Below are 18,727 nucleotides of genomic sequence, written 5' to 3' on the forward strand. Positions count from 1 at the left end.
CTTATTGCGCCAAGCCGCGTCCAGACTGGAGCGCGCTTTGCATTGTTTTCACCACGACAAATGCGTCGCGGAGGTGTGATCTCTCCAGGTCGGACAATTGCCCCGGAGACATGAAGTTATCGGGCGCCTCGCCGCGATTAATTTGCGCGGCTTGATGCAAAAGCCGGGTTTCCGCGATCATGTCATAGGCGTCGCGCAGGTCCTTGGCTCCGGCGGGTGAAATCAGGCTGGCGTCAGCGGCAGTCATCAATCGCGCCCCGGTGTTCACCACACGCATTTGCCCCAGCAACGCATAGACCCGCCCCAAATCGACCACTGGCACGACGCCGTTGTGTTTAAGGTCTAGGGTGTTCTTGTGCTCTCCCGAGCGGATGGTGGCAAGGCCGCGCAACAGCCCAAGGGGGGGCGCGTGTTTCAGCGAATTGGCGATCATTTGGGCCACAAAGATCGAGTTCGATTTCGCGGCAGGCAGGGTCTCATCCAATAGTGCCGTCAACAACGCCGGATCGCCGCCAATCGGGCGCAGATCAAACATGACAGAGGCCAGCATCTGCGCCTCTGTACTGGGGTTGCTGATCCACTTTTCAAAGTAGCTTTTCCACACGCGCAAGGGCTGGCGCCAGCGCAGTGTGGTGGCCATCATTTCGCCGGGGCAATAGACGTAACCACAGGTGTTCAGGCCATCGCAGACGAATTTGGCCAGCTCCGAGAAGTAGGTATCATGCGGGGGCGCGACGCTATCGTCTAGGATCAGGCAATTGTCTTGGTCTGAGACGCCTGTTTGTTCTTGCCGTCCCTGACTGCCGCACGCGGCCCATAGATAGGGCACGGGCGGGGGGCCTAACTCTTGCTCCGCGAGGGTGAGGAGGCGTCGGGTTGCGGCGTCGGCAATATCGGTGATCAGGCGCGTGATCGTGCCATGCTCGGTCTTGGCAGCGACCAATTGCGCCAACAGGGCTGGGATTTGGGCCGTGGACTTGGCCATTTCTTCGGCCGAATGCGCATTCACCACGTCCGCGATCAACTGCCCAGAGGACAGAGCCTGATAGCGGGTCAAATCGGTCTGAGTAATGATCCCGGCGACATCGCCCGTGGCATCAACAATCGGCAGGTGCGAGACCTTACGCTCCAGCATCAGGTGCAGGGCATCAGACACAAGAGCCGTCGGGCTGAGAGTGAGAGGATCAGGCGTTTGGATGTCCGCGATCGCGGTTGAAGCTGGCAGGGACTGCGCCAGCGCCTTGAAGGTCATGTCCTTGGTTGTCACGATCCCAGCAAGCGCGCCGCCGTCAGTCACGATCAGTGAGGACACTTTGGCATCCCGCATCATCTGGGCCGCGACTTGTACCGTTGTGTCCGCGGCGCAGGCGACGGGTGTCCGGCTCATCAGGTCTGAGACAGGCATGGTCATCAGATCGCGTTTTCGGGGGCCTGCGGGGGTGGTGCGGGCGTAAAACGCCTCCGCGTCGGGGTGGGTCGCGCAGAGCTGGGCAAATGCGCTGGCGTTCAGGCAATACAACGTGACTGCCGTTGCGGCCTGTGCGGATGTTACGGCAGTGCCGTCCTTGCGCAAACCGCGTTCGCCGAATTGGTTTCCCGCCCGCAGATGCGAGAGGGTTGAGCCAAGCGCGTCGGTGACTTCAACCTCACCCTCGGCAATCAGATACAGCCCGGCCAGTGTTTCGCCGGTGGAATAAATCGTGGCCCCCGCAGCGTAGCGCATCTGCGTCAGGCTGGCCGCAATCTCACGTTTCGTGGCCTCCGGCAGGGCCACGAAGGGCGGCGTGGTGTTCATCAATTCAAGTTCGGTAAAAGAAATGTTCGGCATGATGCAGCCCTGCGAAAAATAAAACGGCGCGCCTCAAGTGTGGGGCGCGCCGCTGGTTTGGGGAAGGGGCCGCATCGTCGCGGGAGGTGCGAACGATGGTCGTCGCGGCCCCTAAGCCGTTAGTGGTCGGCTGCCGCAGCGCCTGCACCCTTGGGGATACGAACGCTTTCCACCAGGTCCACGATCTCTTGTGGAGGGGCGGCAGTTACGCGGGACACACCAATTGCGACTGCAAAGTTGATCATCGCGCCCACGGCCCCGAAGGAGGTGGATTTGATGGTCAGAAGCAGTGGGTCTGCATCTGTGAAGCTGTTCGTGTCAGGAATGAACAACCAGCCTTTGTGCAGGAAGATGTAGACCAACGTTGTGACCAGACCTGCGAGCATGCCCGCAACTGCGCCACGGTTGTTGATGCGCTTGGAGAAGATGCCCATCATCAGTGCAGGGAAGATCGAGGCCGCAGCGAGACCAAAGGCCAGTGCCACAGTTTGCGCCGCGAACCCGGGAGGGTTGAGGCCCAAGATCACCGCCACAGCGATTGCAACAGCCATCGAGATCCGTGCCGCCATCAGTTCCGATTTCTCGGACATGTTTGGCGTCAGCTGACCCTTGAGCAGATCGTGCGACACAGCAGACGAGATCGCCAGGAGCAGACCCGCAGCCGTGGACAGAGCCGCAGCCAAACCACCGGCAGCCACAAGGGCAATCACCCAACCTGGCAGACCTGCGATTTCTGGGTTCGCCAACACTAGGATGTCACGGTTTACGCTCAGCTCGGAACCGGTCCAGCCACGCTCAGCCGCCGTAGCCGCAAAGCCATCGGAGCCTTCGTTGTACCACTGGATGAGGCCGTCACCGTTTTTGTCGTCGTACTTGAGCAGACCGGTTTTCTCCCATGTGGCCATCCAATCGGGACGCTCTTCATAAGCGATCGGTGCGGATGCTGTGCCATCAGGATAAACAGTCGTGATCAGGTTCAAGCGCGCCATGGAGCCAACAGCAGGAGCCGTCAGGTACAACAGTGCGATGAATACCAGTGTCCAACCAGCGGACCAACGAGCGTCAGATACAGTAGGGACCGTAAAGAAGCGCATGATCACGTGGGGCAGACCAGCAGTACCGATCATCAGCGACAGGGTGAACAGAACCATGTTCAGCGTATCGGCGTGGTGGCCGGTGTAGCTGTTAAAGCCCAGTTCGGTCACAAGACCGTCCAGTTTCTGCAGGAGCGGTTCACCGGAGGCGGTGTGCTCACCCAACATGCCCAGAGCGGGGATGGGGTTACCTGTCAGTTGCAGCGAGATAAAGATCGCGGGGATCGTGTAGGCAGTGATCAGCACGACGTACTGAGCAACCTGCGTGTATGTCACACCCTTCATGCCGCCGAAAACGGCGTAGGCGAACACAACACAGGCACCGATCAGCAGACCGGTTGTTGCCGACACTTCGAGGAAGCGACCGAATGCAATACCCACACCCTGCATCTGACCGATCACGTATGTGATGGAGGCCACCAGCAGACAGATCACAGCAACCATGCGTGCAGTCTTGGAGTAGAAACGGTCCCCGATGAACTCGGACACGGTGAATTTGCCGAATTTGCGCAAGTAAGGCGCAAGCAGCAGAGCCAAAAGCACGTAGCCGCCGGTCCAACCCATGAGGAAGGTCGAGTTATCGTAGCCGGTGAACGCGATCAGGCCCGCCATCGAAATGAACGACGCCGCAGACATCCAGTCCGCGCCTGTGGCCATACCGTTGGTGATGGGGTGAACGCCGCGACCTGCTGCGTAGAATTCAGATGTGGAACCCGCGCGGGCCCACACAGCGATGCCGATATACAGAGCAAAGGACGCCCCGATAAACAGCCAGTTAAGAACGAATTGGTCCATTTATCAGTCCTCCTCAACGCCGTGTTCGGCGTCCAGCTTGTTCATGCGCCAAGCGTAGAAAAAGATCAGCGCCAAGAAGACCAGGATCGAGCCTTGTTGCGCGAACCAGAAGCCCAAGTCAGTGCCGCCCACGGCGATGCCAGACAGCATCGGACGCAGGAGAATGCCAAAGCCGAACGACACAACAGCCCAGATAACGAGACACCATGTCACGATCCGGATGTTTGCCGACCAGTAGGCGTTTTTGTCGGATTGGTTATCAGCCATGTCCAACTCCCTTTTTGGTTGAAAAATGCTCGCGTGCCCTCCTCTGGCCACGCGCGCGGTTACTGTTTGCGCGGGGAATTCACGAATTCACCCCTCGCGCGCGACTTTCCCTACGATGGTCGACAGGTGCGAGGCGATCGCGTCGATCTCGCCCATGGCATCCACCGTTGTGAGAGTTCCTTTTGCGTCATAAAACGCGATGAGAGGGGCCGTTGAGGCGTGATACGCCTCCAGCCTTGCGGCGACCGTCTCTGCATTGTCGTCGGCTCGGCGTTTGAAGTCCGAGCTTCCGCAATTGTCACACGTCCCGGCCACCTTGGGGGCTTTGAACGTGTCGTGATAGCCTTCGCCACAGCCGCCACAAGTGAACCGGCCAGACACCCGTTCGACCATGGCCGCATCATCCACCGCGAGCGAAATAACGCTGTCCACGGTGGCGTTGTGCTCAGCTAGAAGCCCTTCGAGCGCCTCTGCCTGTGCGGTTGTGCGGGGAAAGCCATCAAGGATCACGCCGCGGGCGCAATCATCATCGGCCATACGGTCGCGCAGGATGTTGATGACGATCTCATCAGAGACCAATTCACCCGCTTCCATCACGGCCTTGGCCGCTTTGCCTGCGTCGGTTCCAGCGGCAACTGCGCCGCGCAAAAGATCACCGGTCGAGAGTTGTACAAGACCGAAGTCTTGTTCCAACATCCGCGCTTGGGTGCCCTTGCCTGCGCCCGGAGGCCCAAGCAAGATGAGCGTGACGGGGCGGGTCATGGTTTCAGTCATGCCGTCCATCTCACTTCACCGCGCGGTTTGCGATCAGGTCGTCAACGACGGACGGATCGGCCAGGGTGGATGTGTCGCCTAGACCGTCAACCTCATTCTCGGCGATCTTGCGCAGGATACGGCGCATGATTTTACCGGAGCGGGTTTTCGGCAGGCCGGGGGCCCACTGGATCACGTCGGGCTTTGCGATGGGGCCGATTTCCTTGCGGACCCATGCTTGCAGCTCTTTGACCAGTTCGTCCGAAGGATCGGCATCGGACATCAGGGTGACGTAGCAATAGATGCCTTGGCCCTTCAGTTCGTGCGGGTAACCAACCACGGCAGCCTCGGCCACCTTTTCGTGGGCGACCAATGCGCTTTCGACTTCGGCGGTGCCCATGCGGTGACCGGATACGTTGATCACGTCATCGACGCGGCCGGTGATCCAGTAGTCGCCATCGGCGTCACGGCGGCAGCCGTCCCCAGTGAAGTAGTAGCCTTTGTAGTCCGCAAAGTAGGCCGACACGAAGCGATCTGCATCTCCCCAAAGGGTCCGCATGATGCCGGGCCATGCGTCTTTCATGCACAACACGCCTTCGGCTTCTACGGTGGTGATCTCTTCGCCCGATTGTGGGTCAAGGATCACGGGCTGCACCCCAAAGAACGGCTTGGTGGCCGCGCCGGGCTTGAGCTTGGTTGCGCCGGGAAGCGCAGTGATCAGGTGGCCGCCGGTTTCGGTCTGCCAGAAGGTATCGACGATGGGGCATTTGCCCTTGCCGACGACCTCATTGTACCAGTTCCAAGCCTCGGGGTTGATCGGCTCACCCACCGAGCCAAGGACCTTAAGGTCGCTCAGGTCGTACTTGGTGACGAAATCATCCGATTGGCCCATCAAAAGACGGATCGCTGTGGGCGCGGTGTAGAATTGGTTCACCTTATGCTTTTCGCACACAGCCCAGAAGCGGCCCGCGTCGGGATAGGTAGGCACGCCTTCGAACATCACGGTTGTCGCGCCGTTCACGAGGGGGCCGTAGACGATGTAGCTGTGGCCCGTGACCCAGCCTACGTCAGCGGTGCACCAGAAAACGTCGTTCTCTTGGTAATCAAAGGTGTATTGGTGCGTCATGCCCGCATACACGAGGTAACCGCCGGACGTGTGGACGACGCCCTTGGGTTTGCCTGTGGAGCCCGAGGTATAGAGGATGAACAATGGGTCCTCTGCGCCGACTTCTGCGGCGTGGCAGAAGGTCGAGGCGGACGCGGCCAGTTCATCGTACCAGATGTCGCGGTTTTCCTGCCACGTCACTTGTTGGCCGGTCCGCTTGACCACCAGACATTTGACGTGATCGTCGCAATGCAACAGCGCCTTGTCGACGTTGCCCTTAAGGTCGGTGACACGGCCACCGCGCGGCGCGCCATCGGAGGTGATGACAATTTTTGCGCCCGAGTCGTTGATCCGCGAGGCAAGCGCGTCAGGGGAGAAGCCCGCGAAAACAACAGAGTGGACCGCGCCGAGGCGGGCACAGGCGAGCATCGCGTAGGCGGCAGCCGGGATCATGGGAAGGTACAGAACCACCCGATCGCCTTGCTTGACGCCAAGGTCCTTGAGGACGTTCGCGAATTTACCAACTTCATCAGAGAGCTGTTGGTAGGTGATGTTCTGAGCGGGTTCATTCGGATCATCGGGTTCAAAGATGATCGCGGTTTGATCGCCGCGAGTCGCGAGGTGACGGTCGATGCAGTTTTCGGCCACGTTCAGCGTGCCGTCTTCAAACCATTTCACATGCACATCATCGTGGGCAAAGGAGGTGTCTTTGACCTTGGTAAAGGGCTTGATCCAATCAATGCGCTTGCCGTGCTCTGCCCAGAACCCTTCAGGGTCCGAGATCGAGGCTTCGTACATGGCATTGTAAGTTTCTGTATCCGCGTGCGCACCGGCCAGCAGTGGCGGAGTATTATGAATGTCTTTAGGCATCTCGCCTTCCCTCTCTTGCTTCGGAGGAGGGGACAGAGATCTGGGCACACCTTCTGCGTTCACAGCCCAAGGTGGACTGTGGGACGGCATTGCCAAAGATCCTCTGGATCCTCCCGAAAAACGTCTGATGCGTCTGCCCCTGTGGCTCCCACCACGCAGCTGCATCTAACGCCATATAAAAGAGTGGTGGGTAAAAAGGGCCCATCACCCTGACGACTGCTTTACTTTACACTACGCGGTGAAAGATTTCGCAATGTGGCGTAATTGCGCGCTTTTTCTGTAAAGAAAGTTTCAGAAAATACCGCCGGATTTGTAAATTTCTGAGCAGTACCCAGTTTTACTGAGCGAAATCAGTCTATTTTCGGATCAAAGGTGACAGGCCGTCGCAGGCCCAAAAAGCCGCGGCAGTGCGTGGCACGCTGTGGCGTCAAGTGGGCCGTGCCAGCATGTCGCAGGGCAAGTTAACGAAAAATTGACACCCCAGCGACTCAGATTGTTGCGCGGGCGTGGTTTGCGGCGGCGATCACATCGACCCCCATCTGGCTCAAGAGGTCCACGTAGTCGAGCAGGACCCAGTTTTCAGCGATTTGTGTCTGGGTGCAGCGGTAGAAATCCATCACGCGCAGCGTCAGGGCTTTGCCGGTTGCGGGAACACCCAAGTAGGGGCCTGCATGGGTCATCGTCATAGAGGGCCAGCCGGAGACCGCCGCGTAGGGCCCATCGCCGATCCGGCAGTAGTGATTGCCGCCCTGGCGATCTGGGAAGGCATTTAGGAACGGGGCACGGTGGTCTTTAACAAAACCTTCCCACTGAAAGTTCGATCCAATGCCGCCGGGCCCGTACCAGAACATATCCTTGGCCCATAGTCCCCCTTGGCCGGTTTGATTGTCCGAGCCAAAGGTTTCGGGGTCATAGACATGCAGTGCGCCCAACATCGCTTGCACAATGTCGAGCGACCGCGCGCCGTCGCCCGTTGTCGGGCAGACACCATCATGGGTCGCAGGGCCGGGAAAGAGCATTTCCGTTCCAAGTTCGAACGGAATGGGCTTTAGGCCCGCCTGACGCATCAGGTCGATCAGGTCGATGATAACCTTGGCCTCAGTGATGCGGCCGTTCTCGACCCGGTAAAATTCACCTGCCCGCAAGAATACCAGCCGGTTGCTGGGCGGAATGCCCCACAGCGGTGCATTGAAGGTGCCGACATAATGGCTGACCGCGCCGACCCATTGCCCGCCCGGCGCACGAATATTGTCGCCCCCGATGAAAATTTCATCTCGGCGGTGCAGCCCGGTAAGCGCATGGCGCAGAGGCATGATCACCTGCTCAACCACAGCCTCACGCCCCTCAAGCCGATTTACGGGGGCACACATGTCCCAAATGACCTCCGGTGCGATGACGGCACTGGCGGCTTCAAGCTCAGATTGTGGGCAGGTGAACAGCGTGTTGAGCGCGGGACGAAGGGCATTGCGGTAGTTCAGCATGGGACACCTTTGCGTGTTTGTCAGAAAAGCCTTGCCAAAGGGCGTTTCAAGAATCTAGCTTATTTTGCAATCGTATGCATTTTGCTGTGATGTTAGTCGGCTCAAGGAGCCTATTTCCCTCAGTGGCAATGCAGACGCCAGAAAAAGAAGACCCCCAAATAGACAACGTTCAACGGGAGACATCGAATGTTTATTAAGAAAATCGCGCTCGCTGGTGCGGTCTCGCTCTTTGCCAGTGGTGCCGCAGTGGCCTGTTCCTATGAGAACACAGTGCCCCTGAAGTCGCTGACGGCTGGTTTCGAAGCTTGGAAGGCTGTGACAGACGCAATGGCGGCCTGTGGCAACTTTGAGCCTGAACTGGACCAAGAGTTCCGCACCAAACAGCCCGCAGCCTTTGCGGCGAACCCTTCGCTTTACCACATCGGTGGGGTGTCCAACGGGACCGTTACGCCACTGCTGAATGAGGGCACGATTCGTCCGCTGGATGATCTGGTTGCCAAATACGGGCAAAACCTCAGCCCCAACCAATTGATCCGCGTTGATGGTCAGATCATGGCCATCGCCATGATGGTGAACACGCAGCACATGATGTACCGCTCGGACATCTTTGCCGATCTTGGGCTGGAAGCTCCTGCAACCTATGACGATGTGCTCGCGGCAGCCCAAGCGATCAAGGATGCAGGCGTTGTGGACTACCCACTTGGTGCCACGATGAAGTCCGGCTGGAACCTCGCGCAGGATTTCAACAACATGTTCCTCGGCTTTGGCGGCACCTTTTACGGTGACGACAGCATGCCGATGGTTAATTCCGAAGCGGGCATCAACACGCTTGAGATGATGCAGAAGCTGGCTGTGTACATGGACCCTGAGTTCCTCGTATCCGACAGCACATACGTGCAGCAGCAATTCCAACAGGGTAAAATCGCGATGGCGAATCTGTGGGCCTCGCGCGGTGGTGCAATGAACGACGCCGCTGAAAGCTCGGTTGTGGGCAAAGTCGGCTCCTCCGCAGCGCCTTTGGCGATGGCAGGTGGCGCGCCAGCGACGACCCTGTGGTGGGACGGTCTTGTGATCGCGGCTAACATCTCGGACGAAGAGGCTGATGCAGCCTTCCGTCTGGCGATGGAAGGGCTAACCACGGACATGGTCCAAGCGAACAACGATGCGGCGATCTGGCTTGTGAACGGCTACCAGCCTTCGGATATGGCCGCCGGCGCGATCGCCACAGCGACCGCAGCACCCGCACCTGCGCCGTACCCATCGACCAGCCAAATGGGTCTGATGCACACAGCTCTTGGCAACGTGTTGCCCGCGTTCTTCACCGGTGAGATGTCTGCTGAGGACGCACTGACCGCGGTTGAGGATGCCTACAAAACAGCCGCCGAAGAAGCAGGCCTGCTGTAAACCCCATCTTGGGGCCCGCGCAGACGTGCGGGCCCCGCTCAGGACCATGAAAAAGAAGGACTGACGATGAAGCCCAAAGTCTTTGCGATGTTCGTCGGCCCGTCCGTCTTTTTGATGCTCTTGTTCATCGCAGCACCTCTGATCTCGGTGCTTGTGAATTCGTTCCAAGTCACCCAGCCGATTGTTGAAGTGGTCGAGGTCGAGACATGCACGCCCGGCTTTTTGACCCAGACCTGCGTGACCGAGGTCAAGACAGTCCCGATCCTTGATGACTTCGGCAAGATCCAAACAACAACCAAATGGGTGGGTCTGCAAAGCTACGCCAACGTGTTGGAGCTGGACCGCGTGGGCGAAGCGATCTCATCGGGCGCATGGGGCAATATCCTTCAGATCGATTTCTGGAAGGCGTTGCGATTCACGCTGACGTTCACACTGATCACGCTGCCCTTCGTGCTGGGCCTTGGGCTGGCAATCGCGGTGGTGGTCAATAACGCAACCAAGGCGGTAAAGGGACCGGTGATCTTTGTGTCGTTGCTGCCATTCATCATCACCCCCGTGATTGGCGCGCTGTCCATCCGGTGGCTGTTTTACGGCGACGGGATCGTCACGGTCTGGCTAGAGGCGCTGTTTATGACCGACATCTCGGTCGCGGCGAATGGCTGGGCGGTTGAGTTTTTGATGATGTTCTACCGCGTTTGGCACGTTGCCCCCTTTGCCTTTGTGATCTTTTACGCAGGCCTGCAAACGGTCAACCAAGATACCCTCGAAAGCGCGATTATCGATGGCGCGTCGCGCTGGGACCGGTTGCGGTATGTGATCGTTCCGCACCTGATGCCGTTGATCATCTTTATCACGCTGATCCATTTGATGGATGCGTACCGGGCGTTCGAAGAAGTCGTCGGCTTTTCGTCGCAATCGCAACGGATCACGCTGCAATGGCTGACTTACGATCTGTTGCAACCGGATGATGCGGGCAACCGCGCGATCAGCCGGGCATCGGCCAGCGCGATGCTGACGATGATCGGGATTGTGCTCATCCTTATTCTGCCACTGCGCCGCACATGGCGCGATCATAAGGGAGGCTGACATGAGCGACGCTGCCATTCCACGCGCCATGCGCCAACCGTTCGGGCTTAAACTGGCCTCGAACCTCTTTTTGATCTTTTGGCTTTTGCTCGCGGCGTTCCCGCTGTTTTGGGTTCTGGCCATGAGCTTCAAATCACCGGTTGATGCCTTTTCCAGTTCTGCGGCTGAGGTGATTTTCGGGCCAGAGACTTTGGCCAAGGGCGACGGGCTGTCGTTGATCGACATGGCCTTGGGGGTCGCATTCATTTGGCTGTCGATCAAAGCGGCCGTTAAGTGGTTGATGCCGATGGCCGCCGGGGTGGGCACCCTGCAACGGGTGTTTAGCTGGCTGGTCATCTGTGCGGGCTTTGCCGTTATGGTGATCGTGGGTCTGTTCGTTGTGTTGCCGTGGATTTTGGCCCCGCTGAATGCGGTGGCTGGTCCGCTGGGCACACCGATTTTGGGCCTAACGACCGAGCATTACTATGCGGTCTGGGTCGAGAACGCCTTTTGGCAAAACTTCAACAACTCGCTACTGGTGACGGCCGGGGTTGTGACTGTTTCGCTGACGGTTGGGACCTTGGCGGGTTACGGTTTGGCGCGGTCAGGATCGAACCTCGCGTTTTGGATTTTGATCGTGGCGTTGGTGTTTCGCGCGCTGCCGCACTCGGTTTTGGTGGCAGGCTACTTGCCGTTTTTCATCAACTCCGCCGAATGGCTGCGTCCGATCCTAGGTGAAAACGCACCGACGCTCTATGGTCAGCCCTTGGCGGTGATTGCGGTGTTGGTGTCGATCAACCAACCCTTCACGATCTGGATGCTGCGGTCCTTCTTTCAAAGCATCCCGGAGGAGCTGGACGAAAGCGCGCGCGTGGACGGCTGCACTCATTTTCAAGCATTTCGCTGGGTGATTATGCCCGTGATGTGGCCGGGGGTCATTACGACCGGACTGTTCAGCTTCTTGCTGGCCTATAACGACTTCTTGGTGACATCGCTGCTGTTGGACGCGTCGAACCAGACGATGGTCCCGGCGATTGCGGGCTATTTCAATCGCGAAACGACGACCACGGATCAGGTGGAGGCTGTCGCGGCGGCCGTGTCGATCACGGCTCCCTTGTTCTTGTTGGTAATGGTGTTCCAGCGCCAGATCGTAAGCGGCCTGACGGCAGGGGCTGTGAAAGGCTAGAGAACGTGTGTGGCTCCAGGCGGTTTTCGCCCGGAGCCAAACGCATTAATCGATGCCGAGCTTCTGGCGCACGCCGTGTTCAACCTTAGTCGGTGCCCACAACGGAACGCCCGCGCGGAATGCGGCGCGCCCGATCATATGCGCACCCACAGGTGCTGTGATCAGCAGGAACACAACGATGGCAATGCACTTTGCGACCGTCTGCGTATCGCCGAAATAGACCGCAACTGCGGCCATGATCAGGCCAGAGGACAAAGTGCCCGCCTTGGTTGAGGCATGCATGCGGATCAAGACGTCCGGCAAGCGGACGATGCCGAGGGCTGCGACAAAGGCGAAAAAGCCGCCAAGCAACAGTAGGACTGATATGATGATTAGGCTCATGGCTTCGGCTCCTCGGCGGGGGGCTCATCCATCAGGCTTTGCGCCAATTTGGTGTCTTGGGCGCGGATGATTTTACGCTCAATAAAGCGGGCAAAGGCGACAGTCGCCAAAAAGCCGATCAGCGCGAGCACGATGGCCACGTCCAAAAAGGCCTGAACTTCGGACAAAAGCGCATAGAGTCCGCAGAAGGCCACGATTAGGACTGTCATCAAATCGAGTGCGACGACCCGGTCGGCCAGTGATGGGCCCTTGATCAAGCGAATGAACCCGAGGGCTACGGCAACCATCACCATGATAAAGCTGGCATGTAGTGACCAGTCAAAGAACTCTTGCGGTGTCATTCAAACGCCTCCCGCACCCATTTTTCCATTCCGTTTTCAATGTCGGCCCGGATTTGGTCCGCATTGTCGGCGAACATTGCGTGTACCACGAGGGTGTTACAATCCTCGGTCACGTCCATGCTGAGCGTGCCGGGCGTAAGCGAGATAAGGTTCGTAACCAGCAACACCTCGGCCTCGCCTTTGGCCTTTAGGGGCACGCAAATGACCCCGGGCTTGGCGCGGTGTCGTGGGGTGAGAACATCCCACACTACGTAAATGGAACTCACGATTAGTTCCCAATGGAACAGCACGATCAGTTTGACCCACTTGAACACGCGCTTGAAATAGCCACCGCCATTGTCCTCGAATAGTGGTGAGGCAACCCACAGCGCGACAAAGCCGACCACTGTGCCCACCGCCAGCCCCGGTAGGGTAAAGTTGCCCGTGAGCGCGGCCCATGAAACGGCCAGAATTAGGTTCAGTAAAAACAGGCTCATTGTGTGACCTCCGGCAGGGCCGTCGCAGGCGCGGTTATGGCGTCAAGCGGCGCGTTCAGGCGCAATACAGTCTCAATATAGACCGTTGGCTCCAAGAGTTGAGCCGCTGAGGTTTCTGCAAAGCTGACGAAAGGTTGGGGGAAGACGCCAATAAGCACGGTCATGATTGCAAGTGCCGTAATGGGTGTCATCAGCGCGAGCTTTTGGCCTGCTGGCAGGGTCGCAAGTGTGGGCACGTATCCCTCGGGGTGGGGTTTCCAAAAGGCTTGGCCCCAGATTTTCGTCATTGAGTAAATCGTCAGTAGCCCCACGGCCAATGCGACACCGGCGATGATCCAGCCTTCAACCTCAAGGGCTGCTTTCACCAACACATATTTGGCCCAGAACCCCGAAAGCGGCGGGAAACCCGCAAGCGAGAAAGCCGGGATCAGGAACAACAGCGCAAGGAACGGAGCACCCTTATAAAGACCACCAATTGCACCCAGCTCTGTGCTGCCCGAGATGCGCTGCGCTACGCCCGCGATCAAGAAAAGGTTCGCTTTTACGATGATGTGGTGGACCAGATAGAACACTGCGCCCACCAAAGCCAGTGGCGTGAACAGCGCCAGGCCCAGCACCATGTAGCCGATTTGGCTGACGATGTGGAACGACAGAATTTTGCGGAAATCAGTTTGCGCGGCAGCCCCCAAAACCCCGGTCACCATCGTAAAGCCTGCGATCCATAACAGCAGGGTGTGGGTGAATGCGACATCCGTGTCGAACACCAACGTGAACATGCGGATCAGCGCGTAAACGCCGACCTTGGTCAGCAGCCCCGCAAACACCGCTGATACTGCGAAGGACGGGGTGTGATAGGATGCGGGCAGCCAGAAAAACAGCGGAAAGACGGCGGCCTTTACGCCAAAACCTATCAAGAACATCGTGGCGATGACGGTCAGGGTGCCTTGGTCCTGAATGCGGTCCACGCTGCCTGCAAGGTCGGCCATGTTCAGCGTACCGGTCATGCCGTACAGCAGGCCAATGCCCGACAGGAACAGGATCGTCGAAATCAGATTGAGTGTGACGTATTTAATGCCCGCGTCCAGCTGTTGTTTGGACCCACCAAGCACCAAAAGCCCGAAGGACGAGATCAGCATGACCTCAAACCAGACGTAAAGGTTGAACAAGTCGCCGGTTAGAAATGCGCCCGTTACCCCCGCGATCAGCACCTGAAACAGCGCGTGAAAGCCCAGCTGGTCCATCCGTTCGGTAATGTCCCCGATGGAATATATCGCGACCGCGAGCCCGGTGATCGCGGTGATTACGACCATCACAGCGCTCAGGTAATCTGCCACAAGCGTGATGCCGAAGGGGGCAGGCCAGCCGCCCATTTGTGCAGCCACAACACCTTGATCCAGCACTTGGCCCATCAGAATGACGGCGGCGATCAGCGTCCCAAAGGACCCCGCGACCGAAATATAGCGCCCCTCAGGCGTGTTGCGGAACAAGAATGCCAGCACCGCCGTGGCGAAGGGCAGGATGATGGGGGTGGCGAGGTACCAACTCATTTCGAGGTCTCCTCGGCTTTGGTCTCGCTCTCAAAGCGCGGCTCAGCGATGCGCATTTCATCAGCATTGAGCGTGCCTAGGTTTTGATACGTGCGGTAGACCAGAGCCAGCGCAAAGGCGAACAGGCCAAACCCGATCACGATGGCCGTAAGCACCAATGCCTGCGGCAGAGCATTAGCTGCGCCCACCACGGTGTCAGCGCCTTCTGCAATCAACGGCGGCGTTTCGGGGGTCAGTCCCCCGGCGGCAAAGATCGTCAGGTTAGCCGCGTTGGACAACAACACCAGCCCAAAGATGAACCGCAGCACATTGCGCGCCATCATCAGATAGACAGACGTGGCGACCAGAACACCCACCATGATGGCAATCAGACTTTCCATCAGACTTCCTCTTCCAGCGCGAGCACCATGGCGAGGATGGACCCCAGCACCACAAGGTAAACGCCCACGTCAAATATCAAAACGGTCGAAAGGGGCAGGCCCTTTTCGGTCTCGGTCGCGCCGAGGAACATCCACTGGCCTGTGAAGAACGCATCGCCATCGAAAAGGGAGGCAACACCAGCAAACAACGCAATCCCAAGGCCTGACATCGCGATGTCGAGGGGATCAATCCGAAGCGCAGTCCGCGCTTCAGCCGAGCCATGGGCCATCGCATATAGCACAAAGCCGGATGCGCCGATCAGTCCGCCAATGAAGCCACCCCCCGGCTCGTTGTGGCCGCGGAGAAGCATATAGATGGAAAACATGAGCAGGAGCGCGACCATCAGCCGGGTGGCGGCTCTGACGATTAGGGAACTCATTTCTCTTCTCCTTTTGGCGTACCACGCAGCAGGACAAAGGCACCCAATGCCGCGATCATGACCACTGCAATCTCACCAAAGGTGTCGAGCGCGCGGAAATCCACGAGGATGACGTTCACGACGTTGCGGCCGTAGGCTTCTGGCCATGAGGTTAGCTCAAAGTAATCCGTAAGGCGGCGATCCAGCGGCTCGGCCATGGATGCCAGTAGGACAATGGCTGATGTGGTGCCCACAAGGATCGCGACCAGCGCGTCCCAGCCGCGAATTTCGGCGATCTTCTTGGGGTTGAGGTAGGGCAGTTTCAGCATCGCAAGTGCGACCAGAACCACGACCAATGTCTCAACCAACAACTGGGTGATGGCCACGTCTGGCGCGCCAAACATGATAAAGATGAGTGCGACACCAATCCCTACCACGCCAAGGGCTGCAACTGCGGTCATGCGTGAATTTGCGGTGGCGGTGACAAAGGCACCTGCGGTGATAAAGATCAGAACCGCCCAATCGCGAAAAGCCACGCCCGTGAAATCAAACTGGACCTGCCACGCATCGCGCAGCCACATGGCATAGGCGACTGTCACGCCCAAAAACGCAAAGATCACAAAGATGTAGCGGCGCAAAACCCCGTGTTGCAGTTTTTGCGCCTGCCACTTGGCAAAAGCCGCAAAGCCATCAAGGAACCTGTCCCAACCGCGATCAAAGTGGATGGGGTTCCAGCTCTCGATACTAGCCAGCCGTGCGCGCAGGCGGCGGTGGCCAAGATAGAGAACAATGCCCGTGGCGAACGTGACAAGCGATAGGATCAGGGCGGCGTTGACCTCTTTGTAGAGGTATAGATCAACAGCAACGGGGCTGCCGTAGACGGCGGCAGTTGCGGGGCGCACAAGTGTTTCGGCCCAGTCTGAATTCACGCCAAGCGCAAGACCAAGGCCCGCAAGGATCAGCGGACCCACCAGCATTGCGATGGGCCCTTCGCGCGGGGCCTTTGGCGTGTCACCCAGTTTGCCAAAAAACGGGCGCAGAGCCACAATACCGCCCACCGCAAACATCAGCGCGGAGGCCGCAAAGGCGGTGCCAGTGATCCAAAGCTGCGCGGTCGGCATGCTCAGCGCAGCCTTGTAGAGAAACTCTTTGCCGATAAACCCGATCAGCGGCGGGATACCCGCCATCGACAAGGCAGCCAAGACTGCGGCCAGCGCGGTTAGGGGCATCTTGCGCGAAAGGCCAGACAGGACCTCAGCCTCTCGGCTGCCGGTGCGGTGATCCACAATGCCGATCATCAAAAACAGTGCGGCTTTGTAGAGGGAATGGACGATCAAAAAGAGCATCGCGCCCTTGATGGCCGCACTCGTGCCCGCCCCGATAAACAGTGTTAGCGTGCCAAGCGCCATCAGGGTCGTATAGGCCAGCACCTGTTTGATATCGGACTGCCGCATCGCAAGGATGCTCGCGAAAACGGCTGTGAAACCGCCCGCAATCGTGAGCGACCAAAACCACAAATCCGTACCACCCAGCGTGGGGTTCATCCGCGCCATCAAATAGATACCCGCTTTGACCATCGTGGCGGAGTGTAGGTAGGCCGACACCGGCGTCGGGGCCGCCATCGCGTTGGGGAGCCAGAAGTGAAACGGAAATTGCGCTGATTTGGTGAAAGCACCCGCGAGGAACAAGATGGATATCGCGACGATCCACGGGTGGTCGCGCAACTCAACTTCTCGGATTTCTGACAACTCAAATGAGCCAGCCGCAAAGCCGATCAACACAATCCCGGCAAGGAACGCGAGGCCGCCGGTGCCCGTCACCAAAAGCGCTTGTAGCGCGGAGCGGCGCGATTTGGCTTCATCGGCAAGATATCCGATCAGCAAATAGCTAGAGATCGTCGTGACTTCCCAAAACACAAAGAGCGCGAGCAGGTTGTCCGCCAGTACAAGGCCGAGCATCCCGATCATGAACGCCATCAGGAACAAAATGAACCGGGGGTATTGTGGCTGCGTGCCCAAGTACTGCGCGGAATAAAGCGTCACCAACGCTCCGATCCCGGTGATCAACAGCGCGAACGTCAGCGAAAGACCGTCGAGCCAAAAACTGATCGCGACGTCAAGCGACGGAACCCATTCCATCGACCAGCGCAAGGTTTCCCCGGCGGCGATGGCGGGGATGAATTGCAAAAACCAAATGAATAGTACCAGCGGCACGGCCACAGATATCCAGCCCGATGGCCCGCCAAAAAGTCTTGGCACCTGTGGTCCCGTATCCGCCATTTCGCTCGCCCCTGGTAATACTTTGTTGGGTGGAAGCTAGCATCTCATTTTGATTGTTCAACACTTATAAGGCGTGACTTTCGATAGTATGAACCTAACTATCCAGCTAACGCCCAGATCGGAGGGTTTCATGCCCACACTGCAGCAGTTCAGATACCTCGTGGCCGTGTCGGAGGCTTTGCATTTTCGCAAGGCGGCGGATCAGGTTCATGTGACTCAGCCGACGCTAAGCGCGCAGCTGCGAGAGTTAGAGGGCAAGCTGGGTGTGCAATTGGTTGAGCGGTCACGTTCTCGGGTCATTTTGACCCCGGTGGGGGCTGAAATTGCCCGCCGTGCCAAAGGCATCTTAAGGGATGTCGAAGAAATCACATCGCTCGCGCGGCAGGGCTCCAACCCGCTTGAGGGCACGGTGCGTGTGGGGTTGGTGCAGTCTCTCGGCTCCTACTTTTTGCCCCTCGTGATCCCTGCATTGCACGCGACATACCCCAACCTCAAATTCTATGTCCGAGAGGGAACTGCGGCGGATCTACAGGCGCGGCTTGATCAGGGCACGCTCGACATTTTGCTGTTTCCGCTGCCTGCCGAAGGCCCCGACCTGCGGATCGCGCCGCTGTTTGAGGAGCCGCTTTTGTTGGTCGTGGCTCACGACCATCCGTTGGCCTCTAAGGCCGAGGTGAAACGCGCGGACCTACGCGGCGAAACTGTGATGCCGCTCGAATCTGGTCACCGCTTGCATGGGCAGGTTGCTGAAATCGCGGCCTCCGCGGGGGCGGAAATCTCTCTTGATTATGCGGGCACATCGCTCGACACGCTGCGCCAAATGGTGGCGACCGGGCTGGGGGTGTCGCTTTTGCCCGCGCTCTATGTCCGCTCCGAGGTGGAGCGCGAGGCATTGGTCACAGCCCTCCCGCTGGACGACCCGCAACCGTCGCGCAAGATTGGCATGGTATGGCGCGTGACGGCGGCGCGGGACGAAGCCTATGAGGCAATCGCCACTCTGATCCGTGAGACGTTAAACAAGGCCGCCCCCGAGGTGCGTATCCTTCCGCCAGAGTGACTTGCACGCGGCTGTTCGGG

Annotated in this window: 17 protein-coding genes; 4 read left to right on the plus strand and 13 right to left on the minus strand. The window is 58.5% G+C overall.

What is annotated here, in order from left to right; translation table 11 throughout:
- Position 1: 1 nt before the first annotated feature.
- The 6 genes from PM04_RS06235 to PM04_RS06260 all read right to left on the minus strand — a co-directional run bounded on the left by PM04_RS06235 (position 2) and on the right by PM04_RS06260 (position 8,193).
- Positions 2–1,828, minus strand: coding sequence for a DUF294 nucleotidyltransferase-like domain-containing protein (locus tag PM04_RS06235; protein WP_038004695.1), 1,827 nt, complete (start codon positions 1,826–1,828; stop codon positions 2–4).
- A gap of 119 nt (positions 1,829–1,947) precedes the next feature.
- Positions 1,948–3,717 (minus strand): sodium:solute symporter family protein, encoded by a 1,770-nt coding sequence (locus PM04_RS06240; RefSeq protein WP_038004696.1) that lies wholly within the window; start codon positions 3,715–3,717, stop codon positions 1,948–1,950.
- A gap of 3 nt (positions 3,718–3,720) precedes the next feature.
- Entirely contained in the window at positions 3,721–3,984 is a 264-nt protein-coding gene (locus PM04_RS06245; RefSeq protein WP_038004698.1) for a DUF4212 domain-containing protein, read from the minus strand.
- A gap of 87 nt (positions 3,985–4,071) precedes the next feature.
- On the minus strand, positions 4,072–4,767 hold the full coding sequence (locus PM04_RS06250) for an adenylate kinase (RefSeq protein ID WP_038004700.1): 696 nt from the start codon (positions 4,765–4,767) through the stop codon (positions 4,072–4,074).
- 1 nt (position 4,768) lies between these two features.
- The gene (gene acs / locus PM04_RS06255) at positions 4,769–6,712 is read right to left on the minus strand and encodes an acetate--CoA ligase (protein ID WP_038004702.1); all 1,944 of its coding nucleotides are present in this window, start codon (positions 6,710–6,712) and stop codon (positions 4,769–4,771) included.
- A gap of 488 nt (positions 6,713–7,200) precedes the next feature.
- Complete coding sequence (locus PM04_RS06260; protein WP_038004703.1) at positions 7,201–8,193, minus strand: ester cyclase; 993 nt, start codon at positions 8,191–8,193, stop codon at positions 7,201–7,203.
- Between the two features lie 186 nt (positions 8,194–8,379).
- Here PM04_RS06260 and PM04_RS06265 point away from each other — a divergent pair, with 186 nt between their 5' ends.
- From PM04_RS06265 to PM04_RS06275, 3 genes are all read left to right on the plus strand, one after another.
- On the plus strand, positions 8,380–9,597 hold the full coding sequence (locus tag PM04_RS06265; protein ID WP_038004705.1) for an ABC transporter substrate-binding protein: 1,218 nt from the start codon (positions 8,380–8,382) through the stop codon (positions 9,595–9,597).
- Between the two features lie 66 nt (positions 9,598–9,663).
- Positions 9,664–10,683, plus strand: a complete 1,020-nt coding sequence (locus PM04_RS06270) for a carbohydrate ABC transporter permease (protein WP_038004707.1) — start codon at positions 9,664–9,666, stop codon at positions 10,681–10,683.
- Between the two features lies 1 nt (position 10,684).
- On the plus strand, positions 10,685–11,848 hold the full coding sequence (locus PM04_RS06275; protein ID WP_038004708.1) for a carbohydrate ABC transporter permease: 1,164 nt from the start codon (positions 10,685–10,687) through the stop codon (positions 11,846–11,848).
- A 45-nt stretch (positions 11,849–11,893) separates the two neighbouring features.
- Here the strand turns inward: PM04_RS06275 and mnhG are convergent, their stop codons facing one another.
- Genes mnhG through PM04_RS06310 form a run of 7 tightly spaced genes read right to left on the minus strand, consistent with a single transcriptional unit; the run spans position 11,894 to position 17,650 of the window.
- On the minus strand, positions 11,894–12,229 hold the full coding sequence (gene mnhG / locus PM04_RS06280) for a monovalent cation/H(+) antiporter subunit G (protein WP_038004710.1): 336 nt from the start codon (positions 12,227–12,229) through the stop codon (positions 11,894–11,896).
- Entirely contained in the window at positions 12,226–12,570 is a 345-nt protein-coding gene (locus PM04_RS06285) for a monovalent cation/H+ antiporter complex subunit F (RefSeq protein WP_038004712.1), read from the minus strand. Before PM04_RS06285 ends, mnhG begins: the two co-directional genes overlap by 4 nt.
- Positions 12,567–13,046 (minus strand): Na+/H+ antiporter subunit E, encoded by a 480-nt coding sequence (locus tag PM04_RS06290; RefSeq protein WP_038004713.1) that lies wholly within the window; start codon positions 13,044–13,046, stop codon positions 12,567–12,569. The genes PM04_RS06285 and PM04_RS06290 overlap by 4 nt, the downstream gene beginning before the upstream one ends.
- Positions 13,043–14,593, minus strand: a complete 1,551-nt coding sequence (locus PM04_RS06295; protein ID WP_081945932.1) for a Na+/H+ antiporter subunit D — start codon at positions 14,591–14,593, stop codon at positions 13,043–13,045. Before PM04_RS06295 ends, PM04_RS06290 begins: the two co-directional genes overlap by 4 nt.
- Entirely contained in the window at positions 14,590–14,973 is a 384-nt protein-coding gene (locus tag PM04_RS06300) for a Na+/H+ antiporter subunit C (protein WP_038004715.1), read from the minus strand. Before PM04_RS06300 ends, PM04_RS06295 begins: the two co-directional genes overlap by 4 nt.
- Positions 14,973–15,392, minus strand: a complete 420-nt coding sequence (locus tag PM04_RS06305; protein WP_038004717.1) for a Na+/H+ antiporter subunit B — start codon at positions 15,390–15,392, stop codon at positions 14,973–14,975. The genes PM04_RS06300 and PM04_RS06305 overlap by 1 nt, the downstream gene beginning before the upstream one ends.
- Positions 15,389–17,650, minus strand: coding sequence for a putative monovalent cation/H+ antiporter subunit A (locus tag PM04_RS06310; protein ID WP_038004719.1), 2,262 nt, complete (start codon positions 17,648–17,650; stop codon positions 15,389–15,391). The genes PM04_RS06305 and PM04_RS06310 overlap by 4 nt, the downstream gene beginning before the upstream one ends.
- 130 nt (positions 17,651–17,780) lie before the next feature.
- Here PM04_RS06310 and PM04_RS06315 point away from each other — a divergent pair, with 130 nt between their 5' ends.
- Entirely contained in the window at positions 17,781–18,707 is a 927-nt protein-coding gene (locus PM04_RS06315) for a LysR substrate-binding domain-containing protein (protein ID WP_038004721.1), read from the plus strand.
- Positions 18,708–18,727: the final 20 nt, after the last annotated feature.

The sequence above is a fragment of the Thalassobacter sp. 16PALIMAR09 genome (assembly GCF_000765485.1).
Lineage (GTDB): Bacteria > Pseudomonadota > Alphaproteobacteria > Rhodobacterales > Rhodobacteraceae > Thalassobacter > Thalassobacter stenotrophicus.